Below are 19,076 nucleotides of genomic sequence, written 5' to 3'. Positions count from 1 at the left end.
ATGAATAAAATGTCGCGAATGCAAGAATTGCTCGAAATTATGGCGACCCTACGAGACCCGAAAAATGGGTGTCCTTGGGATAAAAAGCAGACGTTCAACTCCATAATTCCTTACACCATCGAAGAAACTTTCGAGACAGTCGATGCCATCGAGCGCCAAAATTGGGGCGATGTGCGTGACGAGTTGGGTGATCTTTTGTTCCAAATTGTGTTCTATAGTCAACTCGGCAAAGAGCAGGGTGACTTTGAATTCGACGACGTGGTTGGTGCGATTTGTGACAAGTTGGTGCGCCGTCATCCCCATGTGTTTGGTGAGAAAGACGCTGATGGCAATCCGTTGCAAGCAGCAGATTGGGAAGGCATCAAAGCGCAAGAGCGAGCCGCTAAAGCCGAACCAGACGCCGAATTGAGTATTCTTGATGATGTACCAACGGCACTGCCCGCATTGGGGCGAGCCGCTAAGCTACAAAAGCGCTGTGCCAGTGTTGGTTTTGATTGGGATGCGATTGGTCCTGTTGCCGACAAGGTGCAAGAAGAACTTGAAGAAGTCATGGAAGAAGCGTTGATGGTGAACGTGAACCAGGCTCGTGTTGATGAAGAAATGGGCGACTTACTGTTTTCTGTGGTGAATTTGGCGCGGCATGTGGGAACAAACCCAGAAAAGGCGTTACGACAGGCCAATTTAAAATTCGAAAATCGTTTTCGTCAAATTGAAATGAAATTACGCGAAAATGGTAAAAACTTGCAGGAAAGTCAGCAAGATGAACTCGAAAAACTCTGGCAGCAAGTGAAATGTGACGAAGGCAACAAACCGGTGTGAATCGCTGAATTGATTTACAACAAAAAAAAAGGGTACGCCGTGTGATAGTTTTCACGTTGTGGGAAGTTTCGGGCTCTGGTAACATGTCGTCCCGTCCAGATTTCCAATATTTCCCCTAAATCCAACTCTCAGGTTTAGCATGACAACGAATTACATTTTTGTAACTGGCGGGGTGGTTTCCTCCCTCGGTAAGGGTATTGCTGCAGCGTCATTGGCAGCGATTTTAGAAGCACGTGGTCTTAATGTGACCATGATGAAGCTTGACCCTTACATCAACTTGGATCCGGGCACGATGAGCCCAACCCAGCACGGTGAAGTATTCGTTACGGAAGACGGTGCAGAAACCGACCTAGATTTGGGTCACTACGAGCGTTTCATCCGCACCAAGATGACTAAGCGCAATAACTTTACGTCTGGCCGTGTATATTCAGACGTATTGCGTAAAGAGCGCCGAGGCGACTACTTGGGTGCAACCATCCAGGTTATTCCTCATATCACCAACTCTATCAAAGAGCGTGTGCTTGCGGGCGGCGAAGGTCACGATGTGACTATCGTTGAGATCGGCGGCACGGTGGGCGATATCGAGTCATTGCCATTCCTTGAAGCTATCCGTCAGTTGGCGGTTGAGCTAGGTCGTGAGCGCACCATGTTCATGCACCTGACTCTGGTTCCTTACCTTGCTGCGGCAGGTGAAGTGAAAACCAAGCCTACTCAACACTCTGTGAAAGAACTGCTATCTATCGGTATTCAGCCAGACATTCTGGTGTGCCGTAGCGATCGCGTTATTCCTGCGAATGAGCGTTCTAAGATTGCCTTGTTCTGTAACGTGCAAGAAAAAGCCGTTATCTCAATGAAGGATGTAGATTCCATCTACAAGATCCCTTCACTGATCCGTTCGCAAGGCTTGGATGATTTGGTTTGTAAGCGTTTCGGTATCGAAGCGCCAGAAGCTGATCTGACAGAGTGGGAACAAGTTATTTATGAAGAAGCGAACCCAACCGGTGAAGTCACTATCGGTATGGTTGGCAAATACATTGAACTGCCCGATGCCTACAAGTCAGTTAACGAAGCGTTGAAGCACGCAGGCTTGAAAAATCGCCTGACCGTGAAGATCAAATACGTTGACTCACAAGATGTAGAAACCAAAGGTGAAGAAGTCCTTCATGGTTTGGACGCTATTCTCGTTCCGGGTGGCTTCGGCGATCGCGGCGTAGAAGGCAAAATTCTGGCAGCGAAATTCGCGCGTGAAAACAAAGTCCCTTACTTGGGTATCTGTCTTGGCATGCAAGTGGCGCTGATCGAATATGCGCGCAACGTTGTTGGCATGGAAGGCGCGAACTCGACTGAGTTCAACAAAGCGACCAAGTACCCGGTTGTTGGCCTGATCACTGAGTGGGTCGACGGCGAAGGTAAGGTAGAAGAGCGTACTGAAAAATCCGATTTGGGCGGCACCATGCGTCTTGGCGCACAGCTGTGTCACCTGAAAGACGGCACCAAAGCGCGTGAGCTTTACGGCAACGCTTCAATCCATGAGCGTCACCGTCACCGCTATGAAGTCAACAATGTGCTACGTCCGCAACTTGAAGAAGCTGGCCTTGTGGTATCGGGTCTGTCAGCGGACAAGAAGCTGGTTGAGATTATTGAAAATCCTGAGCACCCATGGTTTGTGGCGTGCCAGTTCCACCCTGAATTTACCTCGACCCCACGCGATGGCCATCCTTTGTTTGAAGGTTTTGTGGCTGCGTCAGGTAAAAATCAGCGTGGTGAGCTGTAACTGAGAACAAGGAGCGGTTGCGAAGGTAGTGCAGCCGCTTTTCGCATTTTTAAGCTATTGACATACGAGAGGAAACACAATGTCTAAGATCGTTAAAGTTCTGGGTCGTGAAATCATCGATTCACGCGGTAACCCAACTGTAGAAGCAGAAGTACACCTGGAAGGTGGTTTCGTTGGTATGGCAGCTGCACCATCAGGCGCATCTACTGGTTCACGCGAAGCACTTGAACTACGTGATGGCGATAAAACTCGTTTCCTAGGTAAAGGCGTACTGAAAGCAATCGGTGCAGTAAACGGCGAAATCGCTAACGCTCTAGAAGGCAAAGACGCGAAAAACCAAGCAGAAATCGACCAGATCATGATCGACCTGGACGGTACTGAGAACAAATCTAAGTTCGGTGCTAACGCAATCCTAGCGGTATCTCTAGCGAACGCAAAAGCAGCAGCTGCTGCTAAAGGCATGCCACTGTACGAGCACATTGCTGAACTAAACGGCACTGCTGGTCAGTTCTCTATGCCTCTACCAATGATGAACATCATCAACGGTGGCGAGCACGCTGACAACAACGTTGATATCCAAGAGTTCATGATTCAGCCAGTTGGCGCTGCAACTTTGAAAGAAGCTGTTCGCATGGGTGCTGAAGTATTCCACAACCTAGCGAAAGTATTGAAGTCTAAAGGCTACAACACTGCAGTTGGTGACGAAGGCGGTTTCGCTCCTAACCTTAAGTCTAACGCTGAAGCACTAGAAGTTATCGCAGAAGCAGTTGCTGCTGCTGGTTACGAGCTAGGCAAAGACATCACTCTTGCTATGGACTGTGCAGCATCTGAGTTCTTCGACAAAGAAGCTGGCATCTACAACATGAAAGGCGAAGGCAAAACCTTCACTGCTGAAGAGTTCAACCACTACCTTGCTGGTCTCGTTGATCAATTCCCAATCGTTTCTATCGAAGACGGTCTGGACGAATCTGATTGGGCTGGCTTCAAGCACCAAACTGAACTGCTGGGCGACAAAATCCAACTAGTTGGTGACGATCTGTTCGTGACTAACACTAAGATTCTGGCTCGTGGTATCGAAGAAGGCATCACTAACTCTATCTTGATCAAGTTCAACCAAATCGGTTCACTAACCGAAACTTTGGCTGCTATCAAGATGGCTAAAGATGCTGGTTTCACTGCAGTTATCTCTCACCGTTCAGGTGAAACTGAAGATGCAACTATCGCTGACCTTGCTGTTGGTACTGCTGCTGGCCAAATCAAGACGGGTTCTATGAGCCGTTCTGACCGTGTTGCTAAGTACAACCAACTTATCCGTATCGAAGAAGCTCTGGGCGAACGCGCACCTTTCAACGGTCTGAAAGAAGTTAAAGGCCAAGCGTAATCGCTTAGCACTTCATTCAGTCGGCGATACGCTGATTTAGAGATGAAAACGGCTCCCTTGGGAGCCGTTTTTTTGTTTGTAGGATAAGGGAAACAACGCCCTAGGACCTAGGTCCTAATTTCTTCGCTAACTCCGGCAAATCTCCGCTTAACCCCAAAGCTCGCTTAATAAACTGCGTTTTGATCCCCGGTAGGGTTGCGGCAGCCACCAAGCCAATGCCACGAAACAGCTTCTTCGCTGGGTTGTCACCTGAGAAAATATCGCGAAAGCCCTGCATCGCTGTGATCATTTGTGCAGCTTCCGCTTTACGCCAGCGTTCAAAGGCGCGCAGGTTGGCTTTCTCGCCAATGTCTTTGCCTTCATCGTGCAAACGCACCAGTTCTTGCGCCAGCGTGGTGGCATCTAACAGACCAAGATTGACACCTTGGCCCGCTAACGGGTGAATGGTGTGGGCTGCATCGCCCACCAAGGCAACGCGTTCAACGACAAAGTCGCGCGCATAACGCATTTTCAAGGGGAATGCGGCGCGATCACCTTCGACTGAACAAAGACCAAGTCGCGTATCGAAGGCGGCAGTGAGTGATTTGTTAAAGTCTTCATCCGACATGGTGCATCGTTGGTCGGCTTGCTCTGGTGATTGCGACCAAACAATGGAACAAAGATGTGGGTCAGAAAGCGGTAGAAAGGCCAGAGGGCCGTCTGGTGTGAAGATCTGACGTGCTACACCATCGTGAGGCTCTGTGGTGCGTATGTTGGCAACCAGAGCGCTGTGGCCATAGTCCCAATGTGTGAGTGGGATAGAGAGCTGATTTCTCACCCAAGAATTCGCACCGTCTGCACCCACCACCAATTTAGCGGTGATGGCGTTGCCGGAATCCAAGGTTAGCCATGCTTCGGTTTCACCGAACATCATGGAGGCGCATTTATCTGGGCAGAATAGGGTCACATTATGTTGCTGCTTGATGCGTTCAAACAATGACAGTTGGATAACGCGGTTTTCGACGATATAGCCTAGGTTCGGCTGACCCATGTCCATGGCATCAAAATCGATGGCGCCAAAGCTGTCTTGTTCCCACACTGACATTTTTTGATAAGGGCTACTGCGACGAGCAAGAATGCCTTCCCAAGCGCCAATATTTTTTAGGATATTTTCACTCGCGCGGCTCAGAGCCGAAACGCGAAGGTCGGGCCGGGCATTTAATTCAGGCTCAGGTTCTTTGCCTTCAATGATAGCAATTCGAAGGTCGCTATCAGCCAAAGCTGCCGCTAAGGTTAACCCCACCATGCCGCCACCAATGATGGCGATATCTACATTTGTCATTTTCATTATCGTTCTACCAGTCCCATCGCTCGTTGCAGCAATGGCGCTTTTAATCCGCTAAAGGCGGACATGGCCGCCAGCCCTAAATTGCGCCCAAGGATAAGCGGCGCAGACGTGTTGGAAAAGCCGTGCACAAGGCCAGAGGTCATGGCAACAGTCGCATCCCTATCGGGTTCTCGACGTTGTAGATAGCGCTGCAGCAATGCCATGTCGCCGCAATCTTGTTGTTCGTTGTGTGCGCGAGCAATTTCTTCTGCCAAGGTGATGACATCACGAAGCCCAAGGTTAAAGCCTTGTCCCGCAATAGGGTGCAAGGTTTGCGCGGCATTGCCGACAGCCGCGAAACGGTGGCTGATCAGTTGCGTGGCTTGGCGCAAAATCAGCGGATAGCTGTTTCGCTGTCCAACATGCAATAGCTTACCAAGACGCCAACCAAAGATGGCTTGGAGCTTGTCTGCAAACGCGTGATCAGACAGCTCGATAAGTGCAGGGACATCCTGTGGTTTGACGCACCAAACTAAAGAGCTTCGCCCTTCAGACATCGGCAATAAAGCCACGGGACCTGATTCAGTGAAACGCTCGAACGCTTTGCCCTGATGCGGTAAAGATGTCGTGATATTGGCAATCAGTGCCACTTGTTCAAAATCATGCTCGTGGCGGGAAATTCCAACCATGTCGCAGCATGAAGAGAGTGCGCCGTCGGCGGCGACCATCAACTTAGTGGTGAGCGTTTGCCCGTCGTTGAGCGTAAGAGTGACTTTGTCGGTCGCACGGGTAATGTCAGTGACAAACGCAGGGCAAAACAGTGAGATATTTTTCGCCTGACTCAGCGATTTATGGAATACGCGTCCCGCATCAGCAAGTTCAATCACGTTTCCTAAAAACGGCAGTCCTTCCTTGTCGGCGTGCATTTCAGTGAATCCAAAATGGCCTCGGTCGGAGACGTGAATGGTATTGATGGCGGTAGCAAATGGCGCCACGCCATGCCATACGCCGATTTGGTCGAGCAATTGGCAACTGCCGTAGGAAAGGGCAATGCTTCGGGCGTCATACCCCGGGTGAGTATTATCGGGGATGGCCGCTTCGACCACTGCCACAGAAAGCTTTGCTTGCGTTAAGCGCTCAATGGCCAGAGCGAGTGTCGCACCGGCCATCGCACCACCTGCGATAACAACATCATATGAGTGTGTTGACGGCGCTGTTGCATCCATTCGTTGTCAATCTCCAGCCATTATTGGGGGCTAATGCGTGACGTGTTGAGCGCTGAGTGCGAGTATCTAGTCTCAGTGCAGTGTTGGCGTTTTGTCTTCATCATCTTGTGACTTGATGCCAAGGTCGGCATGCAGTGTCATGGCGCAGACACGGACGTGCTCAATCACTTGCTCAAGCAATACCGCTTGTTCTTCCATGTCATCGTCTTCGTCGATACCCAGTTGTGCAATTTCAGCCAGGTCGGCGAGTACTTCTTTGGCATCTTCTGACAATTTTCCCGCCGTGACACCCGCCAGGCCGACACCTGCGATGAAAGCATTAACCCACTCAGACAGCGCATCACCACGGTCGAGTAGCACAGTGTTCTCGTCGGGTAACAGTGGTTCGAAGTCCATTTGACCCGCGGAAAGCTGTTTGTGTGCGATACCTAGTGAAGTCGCTGCCAATGTTTTTGATTCATGAGGCCAGCCTTCACCTTCGTTGGTGTAGTCATAAAGCATTGGCATCCAATTGCCCAGCTCTGGATCGAGTCCGCCGCATAACATGCCACATAGTAGACCCTGCATTTCAGCCGGAGTAACCGCTAAACTGTCAGATTTAAGTGTGGTAGCAATGTTGCTGTATTCGGGTAAAGTTACTTGAGTCACGAGGGCCACCTTGGATGCCATTAATTTCAAGCCGTATGCTACCACTTAGCGCAATGGCACTGAACATCTCAACCAAAAAAGTCCATGCATGACCACGGAATCGTGGGTGAGAAATTAAAAATAGCTCTGATTTTCATCACATTGACGACTTTTCGTCTAAACAGTACGTCGAGAGACGCAAGACATTAGGATAAACTTGCAGTTTAATCTTCCATTTTCTATAGTTTGTGCCCGTTACGTCAGGGTGCGACATCGCGCTTTGAAGGGAGCTCTAAAAGATTATGACTACGCAGGCTGTTGAAATTCGAATCCTAGGCAAGACAATGCGCGTTAACTGTCCGGCGGGTCAGGAAGAAGCATTGATTGAAGCGGCGAACGACTTTGATCAGCGGTTGCATGAATTGTCCGGGCGCACTAAAGTAACGAATACAGAGCAGTTGCTCACCATCGCGGCGCTTAACGTCTGTTACGAACTGTTAGCAGAGCGACAGCAAGGCGTCGACGAAAAGAATGAAATGGAACAGCGCATCACGCTGTTGCAAAAAACGATTGAAGAGGCGTTGTTAAAACACAGCGCGTCAAAAGCCTAAGGGCTTTACCTGTTTGACCCTGGAGTGTTCGTCAGTGGATCTGAGTCCCTGAGCCGATAAGCAAATCTAAGGGTGAGTTGTTACAGGCTTTTGTGCAAGCTCGGCTCGTACCGAGAAGCCTACGGTCTGTTCTGCCCATCCGCCTTGAACCGCAGGGTTCAAGGGCGTAAGATTCTCAACGGCACTCTGGGGCCTTCCCCACAAAATACACACCGCGATACGGCAAGGACAGCCGATGCAAGCGACTGCTTCCGAACAGCGAAATTCGCTGCGCAAACATATCCGAAGCCAACGCCGTGCACTCACGGCACAAGCGCAAACCGATGCTTCGGCTGCGCTTCTGTTGCGCTTTCAGCAATCCGACACAGTACAAAGCGCCACCCATATCGCTTTGTATCTCGCGGTTGATGGCGAGCTTGATACCGCCCCACTCATCGAGTATTGCTGGGCGCAAGGCAAGTCGGTTTATCTTCCCGTGATCCACCCATTCAGCAAAGGGCACTTGCTCTTTCTTCGCTATCATCCGCAATCGACACTTGTTGCCAATCGTTACGGCATTCTTGAGCCCAAGCTCGATGTGCGTGATGTGTTGCCCGCAGAAAAACTGGATCTGATTTGCACGCCACTGGTCGCGTTCGATCAAAGCGGACAGCGCTTAGGCATGGGCGGCGGCTATTATGATCGTACACTGGCACCTTGGTATGAGACCCGACAAGGCGCACGACCTTTAGGGGTTGCGCATGATTGTCAGCAAGTGGATGCCTTACCTATTGAGGTGTGGGACGTACCACTGCCTGAGATCTTGACGCCATCGATGCACTGGCAATGGTCGATCTGACACGAGCACCATTGATCGATAAGAACGAGATCTGGGTACGCAAAAATCCCCACCTTAACGAGACAGATCTGTATAATCGGCCTCGCGTTTTTCCCCCTTATTTAGCAGGAGATCCTCATGACTCAGGATGAAATGAAGAAAGCGGCTGGCTGGGCTGCGTTGGAATATGTCACCAAAGGCAGCATTGTCGGTGTTGGCACTGGCTCAACCGTTAATCACTTCATCGATGCCCTTGAAACCATGAAAGAGCAAATAAAAGGTGCAGTGTCGAGCTCTGTCGCATCGACTGAGCGTCTTGAGAAGATCGGAATCCAAGTGTTTGATGCCAACGAAGTGGCGAGTTTGGATATCTACGTGGATGGTGCGGACGAAATCAACCCTGGCAATGACATGATCAAAGGCGGTGGTGCAGCATTAACTCGCGAGAAGATCGTCGCAGCTCTTTCTGATAAATTCATCTGCATTATTGATGACACCAAAAAGGTTGATGTACTGGGTCAATTCCCATTGCCTGTTGAAGTGATCCCAATGGCGCGTTCTTATGTGGCGCGTGAGCTGGTTAAACTTGGCGGTGACCCTTGCTACCGTGAAGGTTGCACCACGGATAACGGCAACATGATTCTGGATGTGCACAACCTTCAAATCACCAATGCCAAAGAACTCGAAGATAAAATCAATGCGATTGCAGGTGTTGTGACAGTTGGTTTGTTTGCAAACCGTGGCGCTGACGTCGTGCTGGAAGGCACACCGAACGGTGTCGTAAAAAGCTAAATTTTCTTTGGCGAGCAAACCCTTAGCATTTCACTTTTTTTGATGTGAAAGCCAAACGTTTGCGTGCAAGAAACTCAATAAGTTAGCGGCGTCTCTGAGACGCCGTTTTTTTTCGCTTTTATAACGTAATATTCTTACCCTTTCGGATAACTTTTTGTTACCTTAGTCACTAATTATGAGGGGTTGATACGTTTTTTTGGTTGAAAATCATTCAACCGGCCAGAGTTTTGATCGCAGCCCCCAGCCACTTGGATGGCGTAACCAATTTTTGTAATTCTGGTTTGTTTTTAAGGATGAGAACCGCATGGCTAAAGTGTCGCTTGAAAAAGACAAAATAAAAATCCTTCTTCTTGAAGGTGTTCATCCCACAGCAATAGAAGTGTTGCAAGGCGCTGGCTATAGCAATATTGAATATCATAAAGGGTCATTGGCAGGTGAGGAACTTGAAGCCGCCATTGCTGATGCTCACTTCGTCGGTATCCGTTCTCGTACTCAGCTCACTGAGAAAGTGTTTGAAAAGGCAAAGAAACTGGTCGCTGTCGGCTGTTTCTGCATTGGTACAAACCAAGTCAATCTCAACGCGGCTGCAAAGCGTGGTATCCCTGTATTTAACGCCCCATTCTCTAACACCCGCAGTGTTGCTGAGTTAGTACTTGGTGAAATCCTATTGTTGCTTCGCGGCATTCCAGCGAAGAACGCTAAGGCACACCGTGGTGAGTGGATGAAATCGGCGGATCAATCGTTCGAGGCGCGCGGCAAAAATCTTGGCATCATCGGTTACGGTCATATTGGTACTCAGTTGGGTATTTTGGCGGAAAACCTCGGTATGCGTGTTTTCTTCTACGATATTGAGAGCAAACTTTCATTGGGAAATGCTCAACAAGTCGGCTCCATGTCAGAACTGCTTAACAAAAGCGACGTGATCACTTTGCATGTGCCTGAAACAGTATCCACTCAAGATCTTATGGGTAGCGAAGAGTTCGCGCGCATGAAGCCAGGCGCTGTGTTTATTAATGCCGCTCGCGGTACGGTGGTTGATATCGACGCACTTTGCGGCGCACTGGAAAGCGGTCACATCGGCGGTGCAGCGATTGACGTATTCCCAACGGAACCAAAAACCAACAGCGACCCGTTTACGTCGCCGTTGCAGGCATTCGACAATGTTATTTTGACGCCGCACATCGGTGGTTCTACACAAGAAGCGCAGGAAAATATTGGCATCGAAGTCGCGGGTAAAATGGTGAAGTACTCAGACAATGGTTCAACGCTGTCTTGTGTTAACTTCCCAGAAGTGTCACTGCCTGAGCACAGCGGTACATCACGCCTGCTGCACATTCACCAGAACAAACCGGGTATTTTGACCAAGATAAATACCATCTTTGCAGAAGAAGGCATCAACATTGCTGCTCAGTATCTGCAAACTAATGCTGAGTTTGGCTATGTTGTGATCGACGTCGAAACTGAGCATTCTGAAAAGGCATTAAAGAAACTGAAAGCGATCGATGGCACCCTGCGTGCACGTATCCTTCACTGATTGACGCGTTTGCCCCCCTCAAACCGTCTTTCTCCCATGAAATAAGGCCGCAGTCATTGCGGCCTTATTTTTTGTCTTTTTAAACCCTTAGATGGCTTAGATGAGCGTTATTCGCTGAGCGCGTACACCACATTCACGCGATCTGTGATGGTGATTTCTGCATCTTGATAAGTGGCGTTGACACCAGCAGTGGCTTCAGCCATTCGCATCATAACAGGGCGAATTGGCGTTTGATCGACGTAGCGAATTTCCCATACGCCTGCCAAGGTTTCACCAAATCCATTTGCGAGTGACTTTGCTTTTGCTTGCGCATCAGCAATGGCAGCCATGCGAGCTTTTTCTTTCAACTCCGATTCCTTGCTCGAAGAAAAAGAGATGCCATTGACGCGATTTAGGCCATCAGCCAATGCCCCGTCCAATAAGCGATTTAGGTTAGCGAGGTCTCGAACTGTTACTGTCACGGTGCGACTTGCACGATAACCTGTGAGTTTAGGCTCGCTGTTTTTGGGGTAGCTGTATTGAGGTTGCAGCGAGAGGTTGGCACTTTCGATATCTTTCTTGTCTATGCCCATTTTTTTAAGGCGTTCAAGCAAGGCGGCAATCGCATTGTCAGACGCTTTTTTTGCGGCTTGTGCTGATGTGCGATTAAGGGATACAGCCACATCAATATTTGCCATGTCTGGCATAGCAACCACTTCGCCAATACCCACGGTTTCTAAATGCGGAAAGTCAGGTGATGCGGCAGAGGTAAAAGGAGAAAGGGCGATAGTTGCCCCGAACAGTGTGGCTATTAGATGCTTTTTCATACGAATGCTTCCATTTTGTCTATTTCAACACGATTTGACCGCAAGAGTCTCTGGATTATCCCTAACGGAAGAAAGAATGTAGCGTGGGTTAAGGAAAAACGGCTCGAGCGTAACTTAAGCATGCTTTTGTCATTTTCGCCAGTATGCCGCTTTCGGTGGCAAAGTGATGCCAATAGAGGTGGCGTGTCACCCCATCTCCGGGGCATAAGTCGATAAGCTCACCGTTTGCCAATTCTTGTTCAATTTGAAGTTTAGGGATCAAGCAATACGCCACGCCGAGCTTTGCCATATTGACGAAAGCGTCGGATGAACGAACCATGTGGCTACGCCAGCCTACAGTCGGCAGATTGAATCGTTCAGAAACAAACTGCGTGTGCATATCGTCGAAGCGATCAAATACCACAGCAGGTGCTTTACTCACTGCTTGGGCATTGAGTCCATGAGGGAAATACTGTGCCTTGAACGCGGGTGTACAAACACAGACGTACTCCATGGTTCCCAGTTTTGGCGCAACACAGCCTTGAAGTGGTGAGGGCTCAGTGCTGATGGCAATCACGGCTTCACCTGCGCGAAGGCGATTCAGCGTTCGGCTTTCGTCATCCACAATCAAATTGATTTCTAAAGACTGCGCTTTCATCATCGGTGCCAATGCGGGTAGCAACCATGTGGCAAGGCTGTCAGCATTGGTAGCGATGGGGACCGTGATAGCAACGGATGAGCCGTCAGGCGTGAGTTCAGGGAGTAATTCTTTTTCCAGCAGTTGAAGTCGGCGATAGAGCCCCAGCAGTTTTTTCCCAATAGCGGTGGGTTGAGGCGGAGATTCCCGGACTAAAACTGGCTGTGCGACAAACTTTTCTAATTGCTTAATGCGCTGTGAGACGGCGGATTGCGTCACAAACAACGCTTCCGCCGCTTTATCAAAACCACCATGGGCAATAACGGCATCCAAGGCTTCTACCCAGCGATAATCCAATCCTTTCATGATGACCATATTAGTTAGTCTTATTTACCATTAAAATTATTAGATTTACTTACTTTTGTCATCCCTCTAATTTTACCTCTCTCGTACTAGCGATAAATAAAACATAGGATGTATCAAAATGAGCAGTGGCATAGTGCTTCAAGGGTTCGGGTTAGGATTGAGCATGATTGTGCCAATTGGGGCGCAGAATGCATTTGTACTGAACCAAGGGATCCGCAAACACCACCATGTGGCTGTGGCAACCATCTGTTTTATTTGCGATGCGCTATTGATCCTTCTTGGTGTGTTTGGTGGCGGCGCGATGTTAGCGAACAATGAGATTTTGCTGAATGTCGTGACCTTAGGCGGCGTTGCGTTTCTTCTCACTTACGCGTTTCAATCGCTGAGACAAGCATGGTGGGCTCAAAATGACGATGCTTCTAGTGCATCAACATCAGCAACAGCCAATAAAACCCTACTCTCTGTTATCTTAGGCGCGTTAGCCGTGACACTACTCAATCCACATGTGTATCTCGACACCGTGGTGGTACTTGGCTCAATTGGCGGCCAGTTTGAGCCCTCGCAACGCAATGCATTTGCGATTGGCACCGTGCTTGCTTCGCTCGTTTGGTTTTATGGAATTGCGCTTGGCGCTGCCAAATTATCACCCGTATTATCGAAACCGCGTGTGCGTCAGGTGATAGACGTGCTTGTTGCTGCGATGTTGATCTATGTGGCGTATCTGCTCATGCAAAAATGGATGATGAATTGGGAGGGATAATGTCGCAAACACTCGACGAGATAATGAAGAAGAACATCGCACTGATGACCGCATGTGATGTTGTTTATCAGCAATGGGAGCATGAACCTATTTTAGATTTCGATACGGACGAACATGTAGGAGAACGACTAGGTTGGACGGCGACGCCCACAAAAAGCTTGTTTCTGTCGTTTAAGTCGGGCGGACATGCCTTATTGCTCACCCATAAAGACACACGCCTCGACAGCAAAAGCGTGAAGGCCTTGATGGGTCAACGCTCCTCGATTGCATCGAATGAAGAAATGATCGCCACTTTGGGGTGTGTGCCAGGTGCTGTGTGTCCCTTTGGATTACCCGAGCATATCCCATTGTTGGTTGATGATACGCTGTATGGTTTTGATACTTTAATGTATACGCCAGGTCCCCCAGAATTTACGTTTGCGTTTGCCGCGAAAGATCTCCCCGTTCTCCTCTCTGCATTACCTAATCCTATTCACCTTCTTGGACAGCCAGCGGATGCGTGATGGCCTCGTTACTGAGGTAAGCCGTTAATAAATCGTTCGATACTGTCCAATATGTTGATATTCACGTGTTTGTCGTTGCCATTGCTGGTGTGGCAATGACGAATGTGGGAATATTGCTATCCTCTATACATAATATTTCTGGGCGGCGCAGGTAAGCGGCGTCATATCTGGGTTGCGTCATGGTGAGGAAAACGCGATGCGAATGCTGACAGTCATGCTGATCGTATTGTTCGGATGGCTTCAATATCACCTTTGGTGGGGCAAAAACGGGATGGAAGAATATCTCGACGTTAGCGCAGTGACTGAGTTGACAGCTCAAGCTAACGACAAGCTAAACCAACGCAACCAACAGATGTTCGCAGAAATTGCAGACCTCAAACGCGGGCAAGAAGCGATTGAAGAGCGTGCCCGTAATGAACTAGGCATGATAAAACCGGGAGAAACGTTCTTCCGCATTGTAAGTGACTAACGTACTCCCCTTATAAAACGAAGAGAATCATGACAACCCCGGCAAGTAATGAAAATCAATGCTCGCCTCGCTCCGTCGTTTCTGATGTTGTTGCCATTGTGCCAGCAGCAGGCGTGGGTAAGCGCATGGGCGCAGCCTATCCCAAACAATATCTCACCATTGGTAATAAAACCTTATTAGAACACACAGTGCATTACTTACTTGATCACCCCAAGGTGTCAAAAGTGGTGATAGCAATTGGTGCGGAAGATGAATATTTTCATTCAACGTCGCTGGCTGATGATGATCGGGTAGTGGTGACAATTGGTGGTGCAGAGCGTGCAGGTTCGGTCTTAGCAGGGCTTAACGCCACTCATGCCGAATGGGTGATGGTGCACGATGCAGCAAGGCCATGCGTTCGTCATGAAGACATTGATGCGCTTATTGAAGCGGCAACATCTCATGCAGATGGCGCATTGCTCGCCTCGCCAGTGCGAGACACGATGAAACGAGCAAATACCGAGGGTTGCGTTGATCATACAGTGTGCCGTGAGCAGCTTTGGCATGCACTTACACCACAAATGTTTCGACGAGATCTATTACTAACGGCATTACAGCGTGCGCTTGAGCAATCATTGGCCGTGACCGATGAAGCATCAGCCATCGAGTTTGCGGGTGGCACACCTAAGTTAGTCGTCGGCCACGCAGACAATATTAAAGTCACCCAGCCAGAAGATTTGGCACTCGCCGCATTTTTCTTAACGCAACGATCCTAGCTGGGATAGACATCAAGAGGACAAACAATGATGCGTATTGGACACGGTTTTGACGTACACAAATTTGGCGGAGAAGGCCCAATTGTCATTGGTGGCGTTAAGATCCCTTATGAGCAAGGCTTGATTGCGCACTCCGACGGCGATGTGGCACTTCATGCCCTTTGTGACGCCTTGCTTGGTGCGATTGCAGCAGGCGACATTGGTCGTCACTTTCCGGACACAGATGCGGAGTGGGAAGGCGCGGATAGCCGATTTTTACTGCGTGACGTTTACGCAAAAGTGAAGGCAAAAGGATATGTTATCGGTAATCTTGATGTGACCATCATGGCCCAAGCACCTAAAATGGCACCGCACATTGATGCCATGTGTGCAGCGATTGCAGACGATCTCGAAACGGATATCAGTAACGTTAATGTGAAAGCGACCACCACTGAACGACTAGGTTTTACAGGGCGCAAAGAAGGCATCGCCTGTGAAGCTGTCGTTATTATCCGTAAGGAATCTCATGACTGATGTAATGACATCGTTGGCCTACCTGAACGGTAAACCAACCGCGACAGGTCGCTTGAAAGCAAAACCTGAGCACTTTTTCGTCAGCGAAACGCTTGATTTTACCCCCGCAGGACATGGCGAGCATTTCCTTGTTCGTATCCGTAAAATTGGCGAAAACACCAAGTATGTTGTCAATGAATTGGCAAAAGCGTGTGGGGTGAAATCTCGTGATGTGAGCTGGGCGGGATTAAAAGACCGTCATGCCGTCACTGAACAATGGTTTAGTGTGCATCTTCCAGGTCAACCTGACCCCGATTTGACTGAATTCCTCGAAACCCATGAAGGGATCGATGCAATTCTAGTGACCACTCGCCACGACAAAAAACTGCGTCCCGGTGATTTGATTGGCAATCGCTTCTCGTTAGTGATCACAGATTTTGATGGTGATGATGCGATCGAAGCGCGTCTTGTCAGCATCCGTGACAAAGGTGTACCAAACTACTTTGGCAGCCAACGTTTTGGCCGTAATGGGAACAATGTCGTCGCGGCGCGTGAATGGGGCCAAGACAAAATCCGCGTGCGTGATAAAAGCCAACGCAGTTTCTATTTGTCAGCAGCTCGCTCGTACTTGTTTAACTTGGTGTTGTCAGCACGAATTAAGCAGGACATGGCGCATACACCAATGCGTGGCGACATGCTGATCGATGACACCGATCACTTGAAAATGGCGCTGGAAATCAATAAAGCTAATGAGCTTCTCGAAAAAGGCATTTGGCAAATCTCGGGCCCGATGACTGGCGACAATGCGCTGCCGACTGAAGCTGACGCACGTAAATTTGAGCAGGCCATTATCAACCAAGAGCCGGACTTGCTAGCTGTTATTCGCAGCAACCGCATGCGACACGATCGCCGAGCATTGATGCTCTTCCCGCAAGATATGGCATGGACTCACGATGAAGGAACACTGACAGTGTCTTTCTCGCTACCTGCAGGAAGCTTTGCCACGGCTGTGATGCGAGAGCTTATTCAAGACACAACGGATGGAGAGTCTGATGCACATATTGATCAGTAATGACGATGGTGTGTTTGCTGAAGGCATTAATGTGCTGGCGGAAACCTTATCTGAAATAGCGACGGTCACCGTCGTCGCACCGGATCGTAATCGTTCAGGTGCATCGAACTCGCTGACATTGGAAAGCCCGCTGCGCATTCGGGAAATCGCTGAGCGTCGTTATGCAGTGCAAGGCACGCCGACAGATAGCGTGCACATGGCATTAAATGCGCTGATCAAAGAAAAAGTCGATTTTGTCGTCGCGGGCATCAATCACGGTGCAAATTTGGGTGATGACGTACTTTATTCGGGCACTGTTGCTGCGGCAACAGAAGGCTTTTTCCTTGGTGTGCCTGCGATAGCGGTCTCCCTTTGTGGCTCCACACATTTTCATACAGCCGCACAAGTGGTAAAAAAAGCAGTGCTGTTGGATCAACACAACCCATTGCCGCGTAACCGCATTTTAAATATTAACGTGCCTGATTGCCCGCTAGACGAATTGAATGGCTGGCAGGTGACGCGTCTTGGTGCGCGACATCGTGCAGAAGACATGATCGAAGAAACCGATCCGCGTGGGCAACCTATATTTTGGATTGGTCCTCCTGGCGCTAAACAAGATGCAGGTCCGGGTACAGATTTCCATGCCATTGAAAACAAATGTGTCTCTTTGACGCCTTTACAGGTCGATCTAACAGCGCATGATACGCTGGATACGCTGTCTCAGTGGGCAACATACGCAACGGAACAATAAAGGTGACATTGGTGAATTACTCGCATTCACTTATTCAACTACTTCGACAACAAGGGATTGCAGACCAACGTGTGCTCAATGCTATTGAGCGTTTGCCTCGTCATCTCTTTGTTTCTGAAGCAATGGCTCATCAAGCCTATGACAACAACGCGTTGCCGATAGGCTTTGGTCAAACGATTTCACAGCCATATATTGTGGCAAAGATGACAGAGCTCTTAACGCTGGATTATGACAGTCGTGTATTAGAAGTAGGAACGGGGTCGGGCTTTCAGACATGTGTGCTAGCGCAACTGGTTGAGCATGTTTATTCCGTGGAGCGAATTAAGCAGCTTCAAATGGTCGCGAAGCGCCGTTTTAAACAGCTTGAGCTCTACAATATATCAACAAAACATGGTGATGGATGGGAAGGTTGGGCAAGTAAAGGTCCGTTTGATGCCATCCTTGTTACCGCGGCTGCAGCCAGTATGCCTAGGGCGCTTTGCGAGCAGCTCGCAGAGGGTGGAACCCTTATCGTGCCTGTCGGCGAGACCGATCAGACACTTTACAAAGTCACCCGTATTGGTGATGAATTTGAAACAACAGCAATTGAAGCGGTACGTTTTGTCCCATTAGTTGCTGGTGATTTGGCTTAGGTAAGTATTTGTGGAAGGGGTTTCAATTCAGTTGAAAATACTGGTTTTTCTTTCTGTATTGGGATTTTTGTCCGCGTGCTCAATATCTAGCCCCGCACCTGTTTCGAGTGTGGGTCCTGACTATGGCGATGTAGAGCGGGGAAGCTACCGCGGCAGCTATTACAAGGTGCAGAAGGGCGATACCTTATACTACATTGCTTATGTCACGGACCGAGATGTTAAAGAAATTATCAGCGCCAATAAGCTCACGTCCCCCTATACTATTTTCCCTGGTCAGAAACTAAATCTCTGGCAGGAGAAGTACGTCCCGCCTACGTATGGCAAGAAAAGTGACATTCCTATTGCACCGATAGTTGTCGCCCCAGCAGTAGTCGCGACAGCGCCAGTTGTTGCTTCTAAGGCGCCAGTTGTACCTACAGGATCATCTGCTAAATCGGACAAAGATAAACAAAAATACGCTTCGCAAAAAAAGTCTGAGTCTAGTTCACAAAATAAGAAAAATGTTGAACAGCAAAAAGTGAAGGAGTACAGTCGACCTGTAACAAAAAACAAACCATCTGTTGATAAATCTGCAAATAAGTCGTCAGGAGCACCGAAAGCAATAAGTTGGCAATGGCCAGTGAGCGGACGGGTAGTTTCGGGATTTTCCAGCTCAGAGCTTGGAAATAAAGGCGTCGATATAGCAGGTAAACGTGGGCAGAGCATCAGTGCTTCTGCTGACGGCAAGGTGGTTTATGCGGGCAATGCGCTACGCGGTTATGGGAATTTGATCATCATAAAACATAACGATGATTATTTAAGCGCTTATGCACACAACGACCGCATATTTGTGTCAGAACGCCAGAGCGTCAAGAAGGGGCAAAAAATAGCGTCAATGGGCAGCTCTGGTACAAACAGTGTCCGGTTGCATTTCGAGATTCGTTACAAAGGAAAATCGGTGAATCCGTTAAGGTATCTGCCGAAGCGGTAAACCGAGACAGATTTTGCT

General features: G+C 49.0%; 21 protein-coding genes and 1 other RNA gene. 17 read left to right on the top strand and 5 right to left on the bottom strand.

What is annotated here, in order from left to right; translation table 11 throughout:
• The 3 genes from mazG (at nucleotide 1) to eno (ending at nucleotide 3,974) form a co-directional block, all read left to right on the top strand.
• The gene (mazG, locus tag AC3CIC_RS13530) at nucleotides 1-819 is read left to right on the top strand and encodes a nucleoside triphosphate pyrophosphohydrolase (protein ID WP_394211526.1); all 819 of its coding nucleotides are present in this window, start codon (nucleotides 1-3) and stop codon (nucleotides 817-819) included.
• Between the two features lie 139 nt (nucleotides 820-958).
• The gene (pyrG, locus tag AC3CIC_RS13525) at nucleotides 959-2,593 is read left to right on the top strand and encodes a CTP synthase (RefSeq protein ID WP_016960286.1); all 1,635 of its coding nucleotides are present in this window, start codon (nucleotides 959-961) and stop codon (nucleotides 2,591-2,593) included.
• A gap of 79 nt (nucleotides 2,594-2,672) precedes the next feature.
• Nucleotides 2,673-3,974: a phosphopyruvate hydratase gene (eno, locus tag AC3CIC_RS13520; RefSeq protein WP_017007444.1), complete on the top strand. Its 1,302-nt coding sequence runs from the start codon at nucleotides 2,673-2,675 to the stop codon at nucleotides 3,972-3,974.
• A 100-nt stretch (nucleotides 3,975-4,074) separates the two neighbouring features.
• Here eno and AC3CIC_RS13515 read toward each other — a convergent pair whose 3' ends face one another.
• The 3 genes from AC3CIC_RS13515 to AC3CIC_RS13505 form a co-directional block, all read right to left on the bottom strand.
• Nucleotides 4,075-5,301 (bottom strand): FAD-dependent 2-octaprenylphenol hydroxylase, encoded by a 1,227-nt coding sequence (locus tag AC3CIC_RS13515; RefSeq protein ID WP_017007445.1) that lies wholly within the window; start codon nucleotides 5,299-5,301, stop codon nucleotides 4,075-4,077.
• Nucleotides 5,301-6,506: a 2-octaprenyl-6-methoxyphenyl hydroxylase gene (ubiH, locus tag AC3CIC_RS13510; RefSeq protein WP_488514854.1), complete on the bottom strand. Its 1,206-nt coding sequence runs from the start codon at nucleotides 6,504-6,506 to the stop codon at nucleotides 5,301-5,303. Before ubiH ends, AC3CIC_RS13515 begins: the two co-directional genes overlap by 1 nt.
• Nucleotides 6,507-6,578: 72 nt before the next feature.
• Nucleotides 6,579-7,154, bottom strand: coding sequence for a YecA/YgfB family protein (locus AC3CIC_RS13505; RefSeq protein WP_017007447.1), 576 nt, complete (start codon nucleotides 7,152-7,154; stop codon nucleotides 6,579-6,581).
• 281 nt (nucleotides 7,155-7,435) lie between these two features.
• Here AC3CIC_RS13505 and zapA point away from each other — a divergent pair, with 281 nt between their 5' ends.
• The 5 genes from zapA to serA all read left to right on the top strand — a co-directional run bounded on the left by zapA (nucleotide 7,436) and on the right by serA (nucleotide 10,887).
• Nucleotides 7,436-7,744, top strand: a complete 309-nt coding sequence (gene zapA / locus AC3CIC_RS13500; protein ID WP_016960281.1) for a cell division protein ZapA — start codon at nucleotides 7,436-7,438, stop codon at nucleotides 7,742-7,744.
• 13 nt (nucleotides 7,745-7,757) lie between these two features.
• A non-coding RNA gene (gene ssrS / locus AC3CIC_RS13495) (6S RNA) lies at nucleotides 7,758-7,941 on the top strand.
• 38 nt (nucleotides 7,942-7,979) lie between these two features.
• Entirely contained in the window at nucleotides 7,980-8,582 is a 603-nt protein-coding gene (locus AC3CIC_RS13490; protein WP_488514853.1) for a 5-formyltetrahydrofolate cyclo-ligase, read from the top strand.
• A 117-nt stretch (nucleotides 8,583-8,699) separates the two neighbouring features.
• The gene (rpiA, locus tag AC3CIC_RS13485; protein ID WP_016960279.1) at nucleotides 8,700-9,353 is read left to right on the top strand and encodes a ribose-5-phosphate isomerase RpiA; all 654 of its coding nucleotides are present in this window, start codon (nucleotides 8,700-8,702) and stop codon (nucleotides 9,351-9,353) included.
• Nucleotides 9,354-9,657: 304 nt separating this feature from the next.
• On the top strand, nucleotides 9,658-10,887 hold the full coding sequence (serA, locus tag AC3CIC_RS13480) for a phosphoglycerate dehydrogenase (protein ID WP_016960278.1): 1,230 nt from the start codon (nucleotides 9,658-9,660) through the stop codon (nucleotides 10,885-10,887).
• A 107-nt stretch (nucleotides 10,888-10,994) separates the two neighbouring features.
• Here the strand turns inward: serA and AC3CIC_RS13475 are convergent, their stop codons facing one another.
• Nucleotides 10,995-11,693: an oxidative stress defense protein gene (locus tag AC3CIC_RS13475; RefSeq protein WP_488514852.1), complete on the bottom strand. Its 699-nt coding sequence runs from the start codon at nucleotides 11,691-11,693 to the stop codon at nucleotides 10,995-10,997.
• An 88-nt stretch (nucleotides 11,694-11,781) separates the two neighbouring features.
• Complete coding sequence (locus AC3CIC_RS13470; protein WP_488514851.1) at nucleotides 11,782-12,684, bottom strand: LysR family transcriptional regulator ArgP; 903 nt, start codon at nucleotides 12,682-12,684, stop codon at nucleotides 11,782-11,784.
• A 109-nt stretch (nucleotides 12,685-12,793) separates the two neighbouring features.
• On the opposite strand from AC3CIC_RS13470, the gene AC3CIC_RS13465 reads away from it, so the two are divergent.
• The 9 genes from AC3CIC_RS13465 to AC3CIC_RS13425 all read left to right on the top strand — a co-directional run bounded on the left by AC3CIC_RS13465 (nucleotide 12,794) and on the right by AC3CIC_RS13425 (nucleotide 19,058).
• Complete coding sequence (locus AC3CIC_RS13465) at nucleotides 12,794-13,435, top strand: LysE/ArgO family amino acid transporter (RefSeq protein ID WP_488514850.1); 642 nt, start codon at nucleotides 12,794-12,796, stop codon at nucleotides 13,433-13,435.
• On the top strand, nucleotides 13,435-13,938 hold the full coding sequence (locus tag AC3CIC_RS13460) for a YbaK/EbsC family protein (protein ID WP_488514849.1): 504 nt from the start codon (nucleotides 13,435-13,437) through the stop codon (nucleotides 13,936-13,938). The genes AC3CIC_RS13465 and AC3CIC_RS13460 overlap by 1 nt, the downstream gene beginning before the upstream one ends.
• A gap of 196 nt (nucleotides 13,939-14,134) precedes the next feature.
• Complete coding sequence (gene ftsB, locus AC3CIC_RS13455) at nucleotides 14,135-14,407, top strand: cell division protein FtsB (RefSeq protein ID WP_016960273.1); 273 nt, start codon at nucleotides 14,135-14,137, stop codon at nucleotides 14,405-14,407.
• Between the two features lie 29 nt (nucleotides 14,408-14,436).
• A complete protein-coding gene (gene ispD, locus AC3CIC_RS13450; RefSeq protein ID WP_488514848.1) occupies nucleotides 14,437-15,162 on the top strand; it encodes a 2-C-methyl-D-erythritol 4-phosphate cytidylyltransferase in 726 nt (241 codons plus the stop codon).
• Between the two features lie 30 nt (nucleotides 15,163-15,192).
• Entirely contained in the window at nucleotides 15,193-15,675 is a 483-nt protein-coding gene (ispF, locus tag AC3CIC_RS13445; protein ID WP_026024144.1) for a 2-C-methyl-D-erythritol 2,4-cyclodiphosphate synthase, read from the top strand.
• Nucleotides 15,668-16,726: a tRNA pseudouridine(13) synthase TruD gene (gene truD / locus AC3CIC_RS13440; RefSeq protein ID WP_488514847.1), complete on the top strand. Its 1,059-nt coding sequence runs from the start codon at nucleotides 15,668-15,670 to the stop codon at nucleotides 16,724-16,726. Before ispF ends, truD begins: the two co-directional genes overlap by 8 nt.
• Complete coding sequence (gene surE, locus AC3CIC_RS13435) at nucleotides 16,707-17,456, top strand: 5'/3'-nucleotidase SurE (RefSeq protein ID WP_016960268.1); 750 nt, start codon at nucleotides 16,707-16,709, stop codon at nucleotides 17,454-17,456. Before truD ends, surE begins: the two co-directional genes overlap by 20 nt.
• An 11-nt stretch (nucleotides 17,457-17,467) precedes the next feature.
• The gene (locus AC3CIC_RS13430; RefSeq protein ID WP_035008538.1) at nucleotides 17,468-18,088 is read left to right on the top strand and encodes a protein-L-isoaspartate(D-aspartate) O-methyltransferase; all 621 of its coding nucleotides are present in this window, start codon (nucleotides 17,468-17,470) and stop codon (nucleotides 18,086-18,088) included.
• Nucleotides 18,089-18,098: 10 nt separating this feature from the next.
• A complete protein-coding gene (locus AC3CIC_RS13425; protein ID WP_016960266.1) occupies nucleotides 18,099-19,058 on the top strand; it encodes a peptidoglycan DD-metalloendopeptidase family protein in 960 nt (319 codons plus the stop codon).
• Nucleotides 19,059-19,076: the final 18 nt, after the last annotated feature.

The organism is Enterovibrio sp. QJM3NY_24 (assembly GCF_057786035.1).
The sequence above is the reverse complement of the archived record's forward strand: the minus strand, read 5'-3'. Positions and strand labels throughout refer to the sequence as shown.

Excerpts from the sequence above, each read along its gene's own strand:
- mazG (WP_394211526.1), top strand. The coding sequence starts at position 1 with ATGAATAAAATGTCGCGAATGCAAGAATTGCTCGAAATTATGGCGACC.
- pyrG (WP_016960286.1), top strand. The coding sequence starts at position 959 with ATGACAACGAATTACATTTTTGTAACTGGCGGGGTGGTTTCCTCCCTC.
- eno (WP_017007444.1), top strand. The coding sequence starts at position 2,673 with ATGTCTAAGATCGTTAAAGTTCTGGGTCGTGAAATCATCGATTCACGC.
- AC3CIC_RS13515 (WP_017007445.1), bottom strand. The coding sequence starts at position 5,301 with ATGAAAATGACAAATGTAGATATCGCCATCATTGGTGGCGGCATGGTG.
- ubiH (WP_488514854.1), bottom strand. The coding sequence starts at position 6,506 with ATGGATGCAACAGCGCCGTCAACACACTCATATGATGTTGTTATCGCA.
- zapA (WP_016960281.1), top strand. The coding sequence starts at position 7,436 with ATGACTACGCAGGCTGTTGAAATTCGAATCCTAGGCAAGACAATGCGC.
- AC3CIC_RS13490 (WP_488514853.1), top strand. The coding sequence starts at position 7,980 with ATGCAAGCGACTGCTTCCGAACAGCGAAATTCGCTGCGCAAACATATC.
- rpiA (WP_016960279.1), top strand. The coding sequence starts at position 8,700 with ATGACTCAGGATGAAATGAAGAAAGCGGCTGGCTGGGCTGCGTTGGAA.
- serA (WP_016960278.1), top strand. The coding sequence starts at position 9,658 with ATGGCTAAAGTGTCGCTTGAAAAAGACAAAATAAAAATCCTTCTTCTT.
- AC3CIC_RS13475 (WP_488514852.1), bottom strand. The coding sequence starts at position 11,693 with ATGAAAAAGCATCTAATAGCCACACTGTTCGGGGCAACTATCGCCCTT.
- AC3CIC_RS13470 (WP_488514851.1), bottom strand. The coding sequence starts at position 12,684 with ATGGTCATCATGAAAGGATTGGATTATCGCTGGGTAGAAGCCTTGGAT.
- AC3CIC_RS13465 (WP_488514850.1), top strand. The coding sequence starts at position 12,794 with ATGAGCAGTGGCATAGTGCTTCAAGGGTTCGGGTTAGGATTGAGCATG.
- AC3CIC_RS13460 (WP_488514849.1), top strand. The coding sequence starts at position 13,435 with ATGTCGCAAACACTCGACGAGATAATGAAGAAGAACATCGCACTGATG.
- ftsB (WP_016960273.1), top strand. The coding sequence starts at position 14,135 with ATGCGAATGCTGACAGTCATGCTGATCGTATTGTTCGGATGGCTTCAA.
- ispD (WP_488514848.1), top strand. The coding sequence starts at position 14,437 with ATGACAACCCCGGCAAGTAATGAAAATCAATGCTCGCCTCGCTCCGTC.
- ispF (WP_026024144.1), top strand. The coding sequence starts at position 15,193 with ATGCGTATTGGACACGGTTTTGACGTACACAAATTTGGCGGAGAAGGC.
- truD (WP_488514847.1), top strand. The coding sequence starts at position 15,668 with ATGACTGATGTAATGACATCGTTGGCCTACCTGAACGGTAAACCAACC.
- surE (WP_016960268.1), top strand. The coding sequence starts at position 16,707 with ATGCACATATTGATCAGTAATGACGATGGTGTGTTTGCTGAAGGCATT.